The sequence below is a fragment of the Acinetobacter proteolyticus genome (genome assembly GCF_000367945.1).
GTDB classification, from domain to species: domain Bacteria; phylum Pseudomonadota; class Gammaproteobacteria; order Pseudomonadales; family Moraxellaceae; genus Acinetobacter; species Acinetobacter proteolyticus.
Map to the genome: position 1 here is coordinate 173,826 of NZ_KB849178.1, position 13,882 is coordinate 187,707.

Sequence of the window (13,882 nt, forward strand, 5' to 3'; positions counted from 1 at the left end):
TTAACTTAATAATTGTTTAATGACATCAATAAGTTGCTGTTCATCAATCGGCTTAGTTAAATAATCACAAGCCCCTTGACGCTTACCCCATACACGGTCTGTGGCCTGATCTTTGGTACTGACAATCACAACTGGAATATGCTGTGTGTCCTTACCTTTGCTGATTTGACGCGTTGCCTGAAAGCCATTCATCCCAGGCATGACCACATCCATCAGTACCAGGTCAGGCAATTCTGCCTGCGCCATGGTCACCCCATCAGCGCCATTGGTTGCTTCAATAACGTCATAACCGTGTTTCGTTAAAATTTCTCTAAAGCGAAATGTTTCAGTAGGTGAATCATCTACAATAAGTATGCGAGCCATTTTTTCCTCAATCTTAAATTTTATGCGCTAACATGGTTGCGAATCGCGTTTAACAGCTCATCTTTACTGAATGGCTTGGTTAAATATTCATCCGACCCCACAACACGCCCTTTCGCCTGATCAAACAAACCGTCTTTGCTTGACAACATAATGACTGGAATATTTTGATAATTTAGAGAATTTTTAATTAATGCACAGGTTTGGTAACCGTCTAAACGAGGCATCATGATGTCGACAAAAACGATATCTGGATTAGCTTCTGCAATTTTTGATAATGCTTCAAAGCCATCAACCGCTGTAATCACTTCACAACCTTCACGTTGCAATAAAGTCTCAGCTGTACGACGAATCGTTTTTGAATCGTCAATCACCATGACCTTCAAATTTTGAAATTTATCTTCCATTTATTGTCCTGCCCCAATACTCAATACAAATTATGGTTGGTTTAATTTGTTTTATACAGATTAGTTGATATTTTTAACATATCTTTACTTGCATTATCAATGAAGTTTTTTGAACCAACCTATCAGTTTCGCTTAACAATCATAAACAGTTCACACTTTTGATTAAATTCCTATTTTTTTTGCTGAATAACTATTTTTAAATGTCTAAATTAGCACTAATATACAACTGATTATTATTTAAAAATAAGTGATTTAATTAACTTTTTACGGGGAATGTAATGACTGGTTCGTTAAAGTGCGGTTTCCGCATTGGTCACTTTACAACGATTACTCGTAGTTACATTTGTTCATTTTTTCTATTGCTATTTGTCAGCCATTCTAGCCTTGCAGCAACTGAACAAGTTAAACCTGTTTGGTATCGTTATTATGACAAAAACGGCGTTGCCAATGTCAGTACCTCCGTCACCCCAGAACATATCAGGCATGGCTATGAAGCACTTGATCGGAACATGCAAGTGATCAAACGCAATCGTGCTTATAATGCTGCTGCCGATGTTCAACAATCGGCTCAACGCGAATCTCTAGCACGTCGTCGTGAACAAGATCTCAGACTCAAACGCGCCTATGGCAGTCCACAAATCGCAGCAGCAAAACGCGATCAAATTTTAGCAAACCTGAAAAAACAGCTGAATTATCAACAAGAACAATTACAGCAATTACAAAAGGATAAGATTGGTTTTAAACGCCAAGAAATGGAATATCACCGCAAAGGTGAAATGCTGCCTACCCAGCTTAAAAGCAATCTGGAAAATAATGCTCAAAATATCGAGAATGTTAAGAAAACTGTTGAAAGCCTACGTAATGCCTACCATAAGACCGAAGTTGAATATAGCGATATTATCAATCGCTTAAATGCACTCGGCTCGACTTGAGTCCTGAATATGCAATAAACCGCTGATCGCCTCGACATTAATCTTTAAACAATTCCAATATTTAAGCGTATGCCTGTACTTTATACTGCGCCAAATTGAATGATTCATGTCATAATGCCCATTGCTCAAAACTGAGCTGATTATTTTTGCTCATTGATAGCACTTTTTAAATAACACTTAACTTTAGGACAGTTTCCATGCGCGCAAGCCGCTTTTTATTTGCAACGTTAAGAGAAACCCCAAATGATGCTGAAGTGATTTCACACCAGCTCATGCTACGTGCGGGGATGATTCGTAAACTCGCTTCTGGCTTATACTCTTGGTTGCCCATGGGAACGCGCGTTTTAAAGAAAGTGGATGCCATTGTTCGTGAAGAAATGAACCGTTCAGGTGCATTAGAAGTCTTCATGCCAGTGACCCAACCAGCTTCGCTTTGGGAAGAATCGGGTCGTTTTGAACAATACGGCCCAGAACTATTACGCTTTAAAGATCGTCATGACAATCCATTCGTGTTAGGTCCAACTCACGAAGAAGTGATTACCGACTTGGCGCGCAATGAACTCAAGAGCTATAAACAGCTCCCTTTGAATTTCTATCAAATTCAAACCAAATTCCGCGATGAAATTCGTCCACGTTTCGGTGTAATGCGCTCGCGTGAATTCATCATGAAAGATGCTTATTCGTTCCATGCGGATCAAGCCTCATTACAAGAAACCTATGATGTGATGTACGACACCTATAGCCGTATCTTCACCCGTCTAGGTTTGGACTTCCGTCCAGTACAAGCAGATACCGGTTCAATTGGGGGTTCAGCTTCACATGAATTCCACGTGCTTGCATCAAGTGGTGAAGATGACATCGCCTTCTCAACTGAATCTGACTTTGCCGCCAATGTTGAAATGGCCGAAGCACTGTTAGTGGGTGAGCGTGCTGCAGCAACTCAAGCATTTACGCTAGTCGATACACCGAATCAAAAAACCATTGCGGATGTTTGCCAGTTCCTCAATACCGATGCGAAACAGTCTGTTAAAGCATTATTGGTACAAGGCCTAACTGACGACAAGGGTAATACACCCGTTGTTGCCTTGTTCCTTCGTGGTGACCATGAACTCAATGATATTAAAGCTGAAAAGCATCCATTGATTGCAGCACCTTTAGCATTTGCGACTGAGCAGCAATTGCAACAGCATGGCTTAACAGCAGGTTTCTGCGGACCACAAGGTTTAGTCGAAAAAGGCTTAACCGTGATTGTAGACCGTGCAGCATCGGTATTGTCTGACTTCGTTGCGGGTGCAAATGAGGTAGACAAGCATGCAACTGGAGTTAACTGGGACCGTGATGCCAAATTCACAGAAGTATTTGACCTGCGTAATGTGGTTGAAGGCGACCCATCTCCAGATGGTAAAGGCACCATCCAAATTAAACGTGGGATCGAAGTCGGCCATATCTTCCAACTCGGCACTAAATACTCAGAAGCGTTGGGCTGTAAGGTTCTTGGTGAAGATGGTAAACCATTTACCGTCACCATGGGGTGTTACGGAATTGGTGTAACACGTGTAGTCGCTGCGGCAATTGAACAAAACTTTGATGAGAAAGGCATTATCTGGCCACAAGCCATTGCTCCTTTTGAAGTTGCGATTGTGCCAATGAATGCACATAAATCACCACGTACGCTTGAAGCAGCAGAAGCACTCTATGCTGAGTTACAAGCACAAGGTTATGATGTCTTACTAGACGACCGTAACGAACGCCCAGGCGTGAAATTCTCTGATCTAGAATTGATGGGAATTCCACATCGTATCGTAATTGGTGAAAAAGGTTTGGATGCTGGTACTTTCGAGTACAAAGGTCGTCGTGATGCTGAATCAAGTAATCTCAATAAAGCAGAATTATTAGCAAAACTTGTTCGCTAATCTAAATTCTAAACATAAAAAAGCCGTTTCCATGAAACGGCTTTTTTATTGAGCTTAAGCAGTTAAATCTTTAATGGTTTCTGATGGGCCATTCTTTTTCACAGACTCAATTCCCTTATCACGAGACTGTTCGCTTGCATACAGTTGACTGGTTCCAATCACCTGATGATTTGCAGCCTTTAAATTAAAATAGGCTTTTTCATTCTTCGAGGTTAAACGTTCATAACGCCCATCATCTGGACTATTTTTTTGTACCGATGCAATCCCATTCAAGGCCGCAGCTTTGGTTTTATACAACTCACTATTCAGTACAGGCTCGCCATTTCCTGCTTTTAACACAAAACGATATTGCCCATCACTTGCTTGACTGACTTCGAACCATCCTGCCATAAGGACCTCTATTATTGGAGTTAGTGTTGTTGGTTATCTCATCCAATATAGATCAGCAATTGCCGTTTAAGAAGATTAAATTTTGTTCGCTTTTGGTAATTTTTGTAATGAATAAAAAGGAGCACTTTCATGCTCCCCTATCACCCATCGTTTAAACTTTTTTCACAAACTCTGACTTCAACTTCATGGCACCGACGCCATCAATTTTACAATCAATGTTATGACCATCACTTGCATCAGGAACTAAGCGAATGCTTTTGACTTTTGTTCCAACCTTCACCACGGAAGATGAACCTTTAATTTTTAGATCTTTCACAACCGTTACGCTATCACCATCAGCCAACACATTTCCATTGGCATCTTTAATGATGTCCTGTAATTCTGAAGCTACTACTTCCCCTTCCTTCCATTCATGTGAACATTCAGGACAAATCAATAAATCGCCATCTTGGTAAGTATATTCTGATTGGCATTGTGGGCAATTTGGAAAAGACATAAAAGAAACTCAAAACGGCTATTATGATGGATAGACGCTGTTTTTCAAAATTTTAGGCTTGAATCGCTTTGCCAAGCAAATAATTCTTCAATACCAAGGCATGATTCAGTTGAGGATCTTTGGCTGCATAAATCAGTGTCAATTGCTGTTGCGCCGCCATTTCTCTAAGTTCATTGACATGTGGATTTTCAGATAGCTCTTGATAATAACCTTGCTGAAAACTGAGCCAATGTTCAGCCTTGTGGCAAAAAGACTGACGCAATTCCGTTGACGGTGCAATCTCCTTCAACCATAAGTCTAAATGCGCATGCTCTTTGGAAATCCCTCTTGGCCATAAGCGATCAACCAAGATACGCTTTCCATCGGTGACGGCGACAGGGTCATAAATACGTTTAATCTCGATTTGCATACTCAGACCTTCAGGTTAGACTTAACTTTCCATTGCGATATCAATCACCTGCCCTTTGGAATCAAAGCTGACACAAATCACATAATTGGTGATTCCATCGGGCAAGGTAAAATCAAGCATGTCATGTGTCGCTAAACCCTCATTTTCCCATTGATGGTCAAGCACCAAAAGCGACAATACCTGCAACGGCGTTGGGGTCGATGTCCCAAAGTGTTTTTGCCAATATGCAGATTCAATCTCCTCAAGGTGATGTTGGATAAATAACTCCACACTGTCTTCGGCCTGTTGGTTTTCTAAAGCTTCCTGCATTGCATGACGTGCAAGCTGTTCACGGCGCTCAACAATTGCTTGTTCTGACATAGCATCCCCCGATGTCATCATCATAAACTGTAATTCTAAACTGATTGTTTTGTTCAATTACTGATCCGGAATCTCAGCCTGTACCAATAAGCCAAGCAGATACAATGATTCTTGCCAGCCTAGATAGCAAGCTTCAACAGGAATCACGTCTGGTATGCCTTCTTGAGTAATATGGATTTCAGTACCGACCAATACTTGTTTTAATTGAATCGTCACCTGAATCTCACCTGGCAGATTCGGGTCATCAAAACGATCGGTATAACGCAAGCTTTCATTGGGAACCAGTTCTATATAGGTTCCACCAAAAGAATGCGAGCGTCCCGTTGAGAAATTGGTAAATGACATTTTATAGCTCCCCCCCTCTTGCGGATCAAGGTGATGGACTTTTGCTGTGAATCCATGCGGTGGTAACCATTTTACCAAGGCATCAGGATCTAAAAAGGCTTTAAAAACCCGAGCAGGTGGCGCATTCAATACGCGATGTAATTTTACTGTACCCGTCATTATTATTCTCCAATCTTACGATTCTTTTGTTGGATCGATTTATCATAGCGATTTGGTGTACAAATGCTATGCCTTTAATCTCTCATTTGAGCACGATTATCGAGAATCTAAAGCTGCTTTTTTGTGAAAAATGGCGCAAAATAACAATCCATATTTTCGTGATTAGAATGCAGATTTAGGATTGATCTATGAGTCAGCTTGCTTTTACTGCTTTTAGCTTAAATGGTGTTGATGCACAGAAATTTTTACAAGGTCAGTTGACCGTGCATGTAGAGCGTATACCTGAAAATGAAAGTCGCTATACCGCTATTTGTGATTTAAAAGGACGTATTCATTTTGGTTTATGGATTAAAAGACTCAGCTCTGAGAGTTTTGAACTTGTGACCACGCAAGACCAAGCCGAAGAATTTGCTAAGCACATTAAAAAGTTTGGTGCCTTCTCTAAAATGAAGTTAGAACAAATTGGTCCTGTTTTCCCAACAGTAAATGGCATTCAAACCGAATTTTCATCAGTAGAAAGTGATATCGGCACTTGGCAAGTACAAGCCATTCAATCGGGTCAGGCATGGATTAGCCAAACAACAGAGCATTTATTTCAACCACAGGAATTACGATTACATCAACGTGATGGCGTACATTTTGATAAAGGCTGTTACCTAGGTCAGGAAATTGTGGCGCGCCTGTGGTTTAAAGCAAAGCCGAAGCATTGGTTACATCTTATTCAAGCCAAAGGTGATCTGCCTGCGCCAGCAACTCAGCTCAGCAAAGATATTGAGGTGGTGAATAGTGTTGCATTTGAAGAAGGCTATTTAGCCCTAGTCATTGCAAAACCCGCTGCATTAGAAGAGCTCGGTGTGACCGTTTTGGATCTACCAGATGTACTGAATGGTGATGTGGCAAGACCAAGCTAAATACTTGTAAAAATCAGGCTTTGATTTTTATATTGAAAACTCATGTGTTATCGCGCCTGCTGAACCCGATCAACTCATGAGTTTTTTAATATGGGTGATGTTGCACAACAACGTAATCGAGCATGGCGACATAAACAAAAATTTCTATTTCGTGGTCGAGACTGTAGGTATAACCCTCTGTGTTGGAAGCCTCCTAAACGATGGAAATATCTATGTTCACAACAAGATAAACTTTCACGTGCCAGACAATTAAGAATTGATATCCTCTAATTTCCAAAGCAAAATATTGACATGATGCTCATTTTAATTACTGGATTTTTTAACCCTGAATACCCTGTTTATTTGCAGTCGCAATCAATGGCGCAGTCCTACAGCCGAACGTATTTTCGCTCAAGGGTACGGTCTACGTACCCGTTCAGCGGGAACCAGCCGTCACGCCAAACATACTCTCTCTTTAAAGGATATTGCTTGGGCGGAACAAATCTTTGTGATGGAATCTCGACACAAACAACAGATCAAAGAACAGTTTTCCAAACAACTCATGCATAAGCAAGTGTTCGTGCTCGATATTCCCGATGACTATCACTATATGGACCCAGAACTGATTGAATTACTTCAATTGGCAATGCAGCCTTATTTGGAGTAAAGTTTGGGTTAAATTCTTGTCGAAAGCGCAAATCAACGTTATTGTTCCTTTATTCTCAACACAACCGATTCCTCATGAAAATAACGATCAAAACATGGCTATCTGCACTCAGCTTGAGTCTGCTCAGCCTACAAAGCCTACATGCCGATAGCAAAACACTGGAACGAAACTTCAAACAGAATTATCCAGATATTCCAGTCAAATCAGTTAGTCCCTCTCCTTTACCGGGTATTTATGAAGTCTATGCCGCAGGCAAAATCATCTATACAGATGAAACCGCCAAGTACCTGTTTTTCGGCAACCTCCTCGATGTTAAAAACAAAAAAAATCTGACCGAAGAACACTTAGCTGAATTTGGAAAAATCGACGTCAAACAACTGCCGCTCGATCAAGCAATCAAATATGTCAAAGGCAAGGGAGAGCGTACCCTTTACGTCTTTAGCGATCCTGACTGTCCCTATTGCCAGAAACTTGAACAGAATATGACTTCTATCGATAATGTCACGGTTTATCTGTTCTTATTTCCACTGAAAAAATTACATCCTCAAGCAGAAGCAGTTGCCAATAAAATTTGGTGTTCAAAAAATCAGTACGAAGCTTGGGAAGACTATATGCTGCATCGTAAAGCACCGAAAAATGCAGCGCAGTGTGAAACCCCAATACAAAAAAATCTTGCCTTAGGCCAAAAACTAGAAATTGATGGCACTCCGACGCTATTCTTGCAAAATGGAATGCGTCTCTCTGGCAGCCCACAAAATGCAGAACAGATTGAGCAGCTTTTACAAGAAGCCAGCAGTAACAAATAGTATGCAATGATGAAGGCTTGTTGACTTTTTTGCCACAGAGGGTTCACAAGCCATTATCTAAAAAAATAGAACATAATTTATTGATTTAATAGTTTTTATTCAATCACAAACACTTAATTTCTATGCTTCCATTTCACCACGATTTATACAAAATCCTTATTTACATTTTTGCCCAAACTTTTATGATGAAGGCAGCATATTGAGTTCTGCTATGCAAAGGATGAAAGCAGATCAACATGAAAGGAAAATAAACATGAAAAAATTGCTCATCGCGAGTTTAATGACGATTGCAAGCCATACAGCATTCGCAGCTGACACTAAAGCGACAACCGTCAAGACCGATCCGTTATTTACCAAAGCGACCCAACTTTACGAAGCAAAAGACTATCCTGCAGCCTTTCAGGAAATGCAACGTTTGGCCAATACTGGAAATAAGCAAGCAATCTTCAATTTAGGTTATATGACTCAGGCTGGGCAAGGCACAGTAAAAGATGAGAAGAAAGCGTTGCAGTATTATCAAGATGCTTCGGACAAAGGTTATGGTCCTGCAACCTTTGCCCTCGCTCAGGCCTATCATAAAGGCACACTTGGGCTAGCTAAAAATCCACAAAAATATAAAGAATATTTAGAGAAAGCATCAATTCAAGGCTCGGATGAAGCGACCGTTGAGTTTGCTGATATTCTTTTTAGGCAAGGTAAGCCTGAATATGACCAACTTGCCATTCAGAAACTATTACCATTATTAAGAAAAGATTATTATCCTGCTAAAAACTTAAAAGCAGTATATGACCTTGGCATCGGCGTAAAGAATAAAAATCCATTCATGCAGCAACAAGCGATTGAAAGCTTAAAAGATCTTGCCAAAAAAGACTATGCGCCATCCCTGATGATTCTAGGCAATATGCTCGCCAATGGTAATATTATCGATCAGGATTTAGATCAGGCAAAAAATATATTCTCTCGTTTAGCTGCAGCAAACTATCCCAATGCGAAAGAGTCTTTAGTCAAAGTTGAAGAAGCGATTGCTGCGAAAAAAGCTACACCTGCGCAAGCACCCAAAAAGTAGAAAACCAAGAGCAGCATAATAAATGCTGCTCTTTTCGCTTAGAACTGCTTGCTGACTTTAATTCCCGCACTCCAGTTACGACCATCGGCAGGTTCAAAGAAGCGACTATTGCTATCATTCACAATTACAGAGCCTGCATAGTTCTTATCGAATAAATTATCAATACGCGCAAAGCCATTAATCCCCCAATCTGCATATTTCCATGCATATCCTGTATAAATTGAAGCAACAGTATAGCTTGGCGCTGTATCACTATTCACATCATCTACATAAACCTTGTCCATATACTGCGCATCTGCCCCCGCATAGAAGCCTTGCTCAGGTTTCCATGCCAAACCGAGATAAGCTTGGTTCTTGGCAATCCCCGGAATTGCATTGCCCTTTTCAATAGCCTTGACAGTACCGACAGCCGGAATTGCGGCATCAAACTTGGCATCCAAATAACCATAACTGGCATTCATTTCTAAGTCTTTCCAGAGCTTTTTATTCCATGCCAACTCAACCCCTTGGCGCAAGGTTTTATCGGCATTCCGAAAGGTCGCACGTCCATTTGAAGTGCCTGCTGAAACAATATCATCTTTGGTTTTGCTCTGAAAAACAGCCAAAGTAAAATCACCGAGCTGATTTTGTGATTTTACGCCGAGTTCATAGTTATCGCTGCTCGAAGGTTTTAAATTGAAGTTAAATCCAGATTTATCCTTATCCGCCTGATAAGCCATTTCAGTAAAGGTTGGGGTTTCAAAGCCTTTGGCATAGCTAGCATAGGCCAATAACTCAGGTGCAATTTGCCAGCTTAAGGCAGCCGATGGTAACACCTTGTTATAATCCGTTTTATCACTATCATTGCCATTGCTTAAATATTGATCCTTAGATTTATAATGCACATTGCTATAACGCACACCCGTATCTAAGCGCCAAGTCGGTAAAAACTGCCAAGAGGCTTGTATATAGGGATCAACATTCCACAAGGTATTGTCTTCATCGCGACGCAATGTGCCTTTCACCCCATAAGATGGCGAACCATTAACCAGATTAAAGTTCTCATACCCTTTACGATCTTCATCCATGCTATCAACCGCAAGCCCTGCGCTAAAGCTTGTATTCGGCAATAGTTCTTTACCTGTCCAACGGAAATCAGCACCGTAATAATTGCGTTCAAAATCAATCACACCACCAGCGTGATTAGGATTTTTTTGCGCGGATTGGGGAATTGATTGATATTGCGTCACCTGACGATTACCGAAATACGCCATCGCATACAGTTCATGCTGATCATTAATCGGTTTAGACCAAGTCACGCCCGTTTGTGTTTGTTCTATATCTTTTCGCACATTATAAAGATTATTCGCATCGTTGACTTGACGCGGATTTTGCTGCCATTGAGTTCGATTCAATCCTTGAGGATCATCAGCATGAATCTTGACATAGTTAGTGACCCAGTTAATTTTAGTGCCATCATCTAAGTTCCACGTCAGTTTCGCATTATTTAAGACTTTTTCTGCACTGCTATGGTCACGATAGCCATCGGTATCAAAGTAAGATGAACTAATCACATAACTTGGTTCATTTTGATTTTTTGCACCACCCTGCAACACCAGATCTGCACGATTCTTGTTGTGACTGCCTCCCGCATAGCTCATTTCAATCGAGTCTTTGCCCTGACCTTCTTTGGTCGTTGCCAAGATTGCCCCACCTGATGAGTTACCGTATAGTGATGAAAATGGGCCGGTTAATACTTCAAGATGACTGAGACTACTTAAATCAATATTCGAGGTTTGACCTTGCCCATCTGGCATTGTTGCTGGAATACCATCGGTATATAAACGAATCCCGCGCACACCAAAGGTAGAACGTGCACCAAAACCACGCATCGAGAGCTGCAAATCTTGCGCGTAATTTTCGCGATTGCGTAATTGAACACTTGGAATGCCTTTCACCACTTCGGTTAAATTGACCTGTGCTGATTGATCATTTTTAGGCATATCTACCCTAAAGATCGATGCAGGCGTTTGCATATACGTGGTATTGGTTCGTGTCGCTTCAACTTTGATCGTTGCAAGCTGCACCGCTTGATCTGGATCTGATTCAGCTGCCCAAACAGCGCTACTACCCGCCCCCATACACATTGCGACGCAACCGTATAAAAGGTTAATTTTCAGTGAAGGCATGAAGATTCCTTATTTCTCAAAAATTTCGAAAGGATGATTTCTAAAAGTAAGCATCTGATTATTTTATATTTGTCTTACATCATTCATTTTAGCCAAAACCATCAATAATCTGGTTACTGATCGGCATTGGTAAATAAAATTAAATACCGTCATAATTGTAAGTCAAACATTTGCCCTCATTGTATTGTTGTTGAAACAACTTGAGCTTTCTATGCCCGAACTTCCTGAAGTTGAAACCACCAAAACCAGCCTGCTGCCGCTGTTGCAACAACGTGTTCAAGCAGTCAACGTCTTGAATGCAAGTTTACGCTGGCCGATTCCGAACGATCTAGGAAAACTGCTTGGACAACGTTTGACTCAACTTAAACGTCGCTCTAAATATATTTTAGCTGAATTTGAACAAGACCATATGCTCTGGCATCTCGGTATGTCTGGTAGTTTTCGTCTATGTGAGCCCAATGAAGCACTCAGAAAGCATGATCATCTGGTGATTGATTTTGAAGATCTGCAACTCCGCTACCATGATCCACGTCGCTTTGGCTGTATTTTGTGGTTAGACCAACACAATCAAAGTAAACTGATCGACACGCTTGGTCCGGAACCATTAAGCGAAGATTTTAATGCGGGTTACCTTCATGAAAAGCTGAGCAAAAAAAATGTCGGCATTAAAATTGCTTTGATGGATAACCATGTGGTGGTTGGTGTCGGCAATATTTATGCGACTGAAAGTTTATTCAACATCGGGGTTCATCCAGCACAACCTGCTTCGACGCTGAGCAAAGCACAAGTGGAAAAATTGGTCATTGAAGTTAAACGCATCTTAAAACAAGCAATTGATTTAGGTGGGTCTACCTTACGTGACTATAGCAATGCCATGGGTGAAAATGGTTATTTTCAGCAAACGCTTTTGGCCTATGGCCGTGCAGGTGAAATGTGCGTGAATTGTGAAACCACATTGGAAAACATGAAATTAGGTCAACGTGCCAGTGTATTCTGCCCGCAATGCCAGCCACTGAAGTTAAAAAAAGCGTAAGCTTATGAAATGTACGAAGGAGAACACATCATGCAAACTGCGATTGTTCGACATATTCTAGTGAAAGACAAAGACTTGGCTGAGCAGCTAAAAAAACGCATTCAGTCGGGTGCAGATTTCAGCAAGGTTGCCAAACAATATTCAACCTGTAATTCAGCAAAACGTGGTGGTGAGCTTGGAGAGGTGAAAAAAGGTCAGTTGGTCCCTGTAATCGACAAACTAGTGTTTAGCGCAGCAGAGCGTATTTTACATGGTCCGATTAAAAGCCAGTTTGGCTTCCATCTAATCGAAGTCAAATTCCGTATGGATGGTTTGAGATAATCGCTGGGTTTGAGCTTAAATGCTGATTTAAGCTCTTCAGCCTGTTCTGTGAAAAAACCTTTTAATCCTGAGGCTTCATCACATAAGTCCATGCCAATGTTGTGCCGCCATCAGACAACTGAACCTGAACCTCTACCCGTTGGTACTGCATCCCTTCAAAATCATCCAACATTTGCCAATTCTGTTCTAATTTATCCGTACTAAATAGATAGCCCTCCACCAAAGGATCTGCTTCATTCAGCACCATTGCAGGCAAACCTTGATCTGGCCCCCAATCCAAAATATGAATGGTGCCATGCACCGAAGCCTGCTGCCAGTCACCCCCGATTTCTCCCAAAATATGGGCATTTTCTCGATTTGGGCACAGGGTACCATATACAAATAATTGGTTCATGTTGGTTAATTCCCCTCATCATATGCACAGCATGTTAAAATGAAAGCAGCAATTTTTCTATGTAAAATGATGATTGTCACTGCATTATCCAGTGACAATCTATTTTAATAGGTAATAAAAAACGGCACCTCAAATGCCGTTTTTTTACAAGATGACTTAACCTTGTTTTTTCAACTCATCACGAATTTCACGTAACAATTGAACATCTTCTGGTGTTGCTTCAGGCTCAGGTGCAGCCTCTTCTTGTTTGCGGATACGGTTCATCACTTTCACCAACAAGAACACAACCCATGCCAATAACAAGAAGTTAATCAAAATGGTTAAGAAGCTACCATAAGCAAATACATTCAGTCCTGCATCCTGTGCTGCTTTCAGGGTCGTCACATTGTTCGGGTTATCGCCGAGGATAAGGAACCAGTTGGTGTAATCCACATCACCACCCAAGATCCATGAAATCACCGGCATCACGATATCTTTCACTAATGAATCAATGATTTTACCGAAAGCGCCACCAATGATGACACCAATCGCTAAATCCATCATGTTGCCTTTGATGGCAAATTCTTTAAATTCTTTAATAATACTCATCTATAACTCTCCAGAGTTGAACTTGATCGCGGTCTGTTTTTGCATTGTTTATTACACAGGCGCAGTTATTCACATAATGTTGCTAATTTAATATTTTTATCAAAAAAAGAAAGTTATTTCACACTTTAACAACACTTTTTATTTTAATAAAAATATGTGTTTAAGCATGTTCTTCCGC

Annotated in this window: 18 protein-coding genes; 8 read left to right on the top strand and 10 right to left on the bottom strand. The window is 40.9% G+C overall.

From position 1 onward, the window contains the following. Both F993_RS17645 and pilG read right to left on the bottom strand, forming a co-directional pair. Positions 1 to 363, bottom strand: coding sequence for a response regulator (locus tag F993_RS17645; protein ID WP_004652355.1), 363 nt, complete (start codon positions 361 to 363; stop codon positions 1 to 3). Between the two features lie 20 nt (positions 364 to 383). Further along, complete coding sequence (gene pilG / locus F993_RS17640; RefSeq protein ID WP_004652356.1) at positions 384 to 767, bottom strand: twitching motility response regulator PilG; 384 nt, start codon at positions 765 to 767, stop codon at positions 384 to 386. 278 nt (positions 768 to 1,045) lie between these two features. Between pilG and F993_RS17635 the strand changes: the two genes are divergently transcribed. Next, the gene (locus F993_RS17635; RefSeq protein WP_004652357.1) at positions 1,046 to 1,699 is read left to right on the top strand and encodes a hypothetical protein; all 654 of its coding nucleotides are present in this window, start codon (positions 1,046 to 1,048) and stop codon (positions 1,697 to 1,699) included. 197 nt (positions 1,700 to 1,896) lie between these two features. Then, the gene (locus tag F993_RS17630) at positions 1,897 to 3,612 is read left to right on the top strand and encodes a proline--tRNA ligase (protein WP_004652358.1); all 1,716 of its coding nucleotides are present in this window, start codon (positions 1,897 to 1,899) and stop codon (positions 3,610 to 3,612) included. Positions 3,613 to 3,666: 54 nt separating this feature from the next. On the opposite strand, the gene F993_RS17625 is transcribed toward F993_RS17630, so the two are convergent. From F993_RS17625 to F993_RS17605, 5 genes are all read right to left on the bottom strand, one after another. Continuing rightward, positions 3,667 to 4,002 carry a YegP family protein gene (locus tag F993_RS17625; protein WP_004652359.1) on the bottom strand — a complete coding sequence of 112 codons (336 nt, stop codon included), beginning with the start codon at positions 4,000 to 4,002 and terminating at the stop codon, positions 3,667 to 3,669. A gap of 151 nt (positions 4,003 to 4,153) precedes the next feature. Next, complete coding sequence (locus tag F993_RS17620; protein WP_004652360.1) at positions 4,154 to 4,498, bottom strand: zinc ribbon domain-containing protein YjdM; 345 nt, start codon at positions 4,496 to 4,498, stop codon at positions 4,154 to 4,156. Positions 4,499 to 4,550: 52 nt separating this feature from the next. Further along, the gene (locus F993_RS17615; protein WP_004652361.1) at positions 4,551 to 4,907 is read right to left on the bottom strand and encodes a DUF488 domain-containing protein; all 357 of its coding nucleotides are present in this window, start codon (positions 4,905 to 4,907) and stop codon (positions 4,551 to 4,553) included. 21 nt (positions 4,908 to 4,928) lie between these two features. Beyond that, on the bottom strand, positions 4,929 to 5,291 hold the full coding sequence (locus tag F993_RS17610) for a DUF2004 domain-containing protein (RefSeq protein WP_004652362.1): 363 nt from the start codon (positions 5,289 to 5,291) through the stop codon (positions 4,929 to 4,931). A gap of 33 nt (positions 5,292 to 5,324) precedes the next feature. Then, entirely contained in the window at positions 5,325 to 5,777 is a 453-nt protein-coding gene (locus tag F993_RS17605; RefSeq protein ID WP_171065992.1) for an SRPBCC family protein, read from the bottom strand. Positions 5,778 to 5,959: 182 nt separating this feature from the next. Between F993_RS17605 and ygfZ the strand changes: the two genes are divergently transcribed. From ygfZ to F993_RS17590, 4 genes are all read left to right on the top strand, one after another. Continuing rightward, the gene (ygfZ, locus tag F993_RS17600) at positions 5,960 to 6,682 is read left to right on the top strand and encodes a CAF17-like 4Fe-4S cluster assembly/insertion protein YgfZ (RefSeq protein WP_004652364.1); all 723 of its coding nucleotides are present in this window, start codon (positions 5,960 to 5,962) and stop codon (positions 6,680 to 6,682) included. Between the two features lie 325 nt (positions 6,683 to 7,007). Further along, positions 7,008 to 7,328 carry a low molecular weight protein tyrosine phosphatase family protein gene (locus F993_RS0119530; RefSeq protein WP_032812340.1) on the top strand — a complete coding sequence of 107 codons (321 nt, stop codon included), beginning with the start codon at positions 7,008 to 7,010 and terminating at the stop codon, positions 7,326 to 7,328. Between the two features lie 74 nt (positions 7,329 to 7,402). Continuing rightward, positions 7,403 to 8,134 (top strand): DsbC family protein, encoded by a 732-nt coding sequence (locus tag F993_RS17595; protein WP_004652368.1) that lies wholly within the window; start codon positions 7,403 to 7,405, stop codon positions 8,132 to 8,134. A 253-nt stretch (positions 8,135 to 8,387) separates the two neighbouring features. Beyond that, positions 8,388 to 9,200 carry a tetratricopeptide repeat protein gene (locus tag F993_RS17590; RefSeq protein WP_004652369.1) on the top strand — a complete coding sequence of 271 codons (813 nt, stop codon included), beginning with the start codon at positions 8,388 to 8,390 and terminating at the stop codon, positions 9,198 to 9,200. Positions 9,201 to 9,238: 38 nt separating this feature from the next. Here the strand turns inward: F993_RS17590 and F993_RS17585 are convergent, their stop codons facing one another. Beyond that, complete coding sequence (locus F993_RS17585; protein WP_004652370.1) at positions 9,239 to 11,368, bottom strand: TonB-dependent receptor family protein; 2,130 nt, start codon at positions 11,366 to 11,368, stop codon at positions 9,239 to 9,241. Between the two features lie 211 nt (positions 11,369 to 11,579). Between F993_RS17585 and mutM the strand changes: the two genes are divergently transcribed. After that, positions 11,580 to 12,401, top strand: a complete 822-nt coding sequence (mutM, locus tag F993_RS17580) for a bifunctional DNA-formamidopyrimidine glycosylase/DNA-(apurinic or apyrimidinic site) lyase (RefSeq protein ID WP_004652371.1) — start codon at positions 11,580 to 11,582, stop codon at positions 12,399 to 12,401. Positions 12,402 to 12,431: 30 nt separating this feature from the next. Then, complete coding sequence (locus tag F993_RS17575; protein WP_004652372.1) at positions 12,432 to 12,722, top strand: peptidylprolyl isomerase; 291 nt, start codon at positions 12,432 to 12,434, stop codon at positions 12,720 to 12,722. A gap of 61 nt (positions 12,723 to 12,783) precedes the next feature. Here F993_RS17575 and F993_RS17570 read toward each other — a convergent pair whose 3' ends face one another. Both F993_RS17570 and mscL read right to left on the bottom strand, forming a co-directional pair. After that, positions 12,784 to 13,116: a gamma-glutamylcyclotransferase family protein gene (locus F993_RS17570; RefSeq protein ID WP_004652373.1), complete on the bottom strand. Its 333-nt coding sequence runs from the start codon at positions 13,114 to 13,116 to the stop codon at positions 12,784 to 12,786. A 156-nt stretch (positions 13,117 to 13,272) separates the two neighbouring features. Continuing rightward, positions 13,273 to 13,704 (bottom strand): large conductance mechanosensitive channel protein MscL, encoded by a 432-nt coding sequence (gene mscL, locus F993_RS17565; RefSeq protein WP_004652374.1) that lies wholly within the window; start codon positions 13,702 to 13,704, stop codon positions 13,273 to 13,275. Between the last annotated feature and the right edge of the window lie 178 nt (positions 13,705 to 13,882).

Bases quoted from the DNA above. Each gene is read 5' to 3' on its own strand.
- F993_RS17625 (WP_004652359.1), bottom strand. From the start codon at position 4,002: ATGGCAGGATGGTTCGAAGTCAGTCAAGCAAGTGATGGGCAATATCGT.
- F993_RS17610 (WP_004652362.1), bottom strand. From the start codon at position 5,291: ATGATGATGACATCGGGGGATGCTATGTCAGAACAAGCAATTGTTGAG.
- F993_RS17635 (WP_004652357.1), top strand. From the start codon at position 1,046: ATGACTGGTTCGTTAAAGTGCGGTTTCCGCATTGGTCACTTTACAACG.
- F993_RS17615 (WP_004652361.1), bottom strand. From the start codon at position 4,907: ATGCAAATCGAGATTAAACGTATTTATGACCCTGTCGCCGTCACCGAT.
- F993_RS17630 (WP_004652358.1), top strand. From the start codon at position 1,897: ATGCGCGCAAGCCGCTTTTTATTTGCAACGTTAAGAGAAACCCCAAAT.
- F993_RS17595 (WP_004652368.1), top strand. From the start codon at position 7,403: ATGAAAATAACGATCAAAACATGGCTATCTGCACTCAGCTTGAGTCTG.
- F993_RS17570 (WP_004652373.1), bottom strand. From the start codon at position 13,116: ATGAACCAATTATTTGTATATGGTACCCTGTGCCCAAATCGAGAAAAT.
- F993_RS17620 (WP_004652360.1), bottom strand. From the start codon at position 4,498: ATGTCTTTTCCAAATTGCCCACAATGCCAATCAGAATATACTTACCAA.
- pilG (WP_004652356.1), bottom strand. From the start codon at position 767: ATGGAAGATAAATTTCAAAATTTGAAGGTCATGGTGATTGACGATTCA.
- F993_RS17645 (WP_004652355.1), bottom strand. From the start codon at position 363: ATGGCTCGCATACTTATTGTAGATGATTCACCTACTGAAACATTTCGC.
- mscL (WP_004652374.1), bottom strand. From the start codon at position 13,704: ATGAGTATTATTAAAGAATTTAAAGAATTTGCCATCAAAGGCAACATG.
- F993_RS17575 (WP_004652372.1), top strand. From the start codon at position 12,432: ATGCAAACTGCGATTGTTCGACATATTCTAGTGAAAGACAAAGACTTG.
- F993_RS17590 (WP_004652369.1), top strand. From the start codon at position 8,388: ATGAAAAAATTGCTCATCGCGAGTTTAATGACGATTGCAAGCCATACA.
- mutM (WP_004652371.1), top strand. From the start codon at position 11,580: ATGCCCGAACTTCCTGAAGTTGAAACCACCAAAACCAGCCTGCTGCCG.
- F993_RS17585 (WP_004652370.1), bottom strand. From the start codon at position 11,368: ATGCCTTCACTGAAAATTAACCTTTTATACGGTTGCGTCGCAATGTGT.
- ygfZ (WP_004652364.1), top strand. From the start codon at position 5,960: ATGAGTCAGCTTGCTTTTACTGCTTTTAGCTTAAATGGTGTTGATGCA.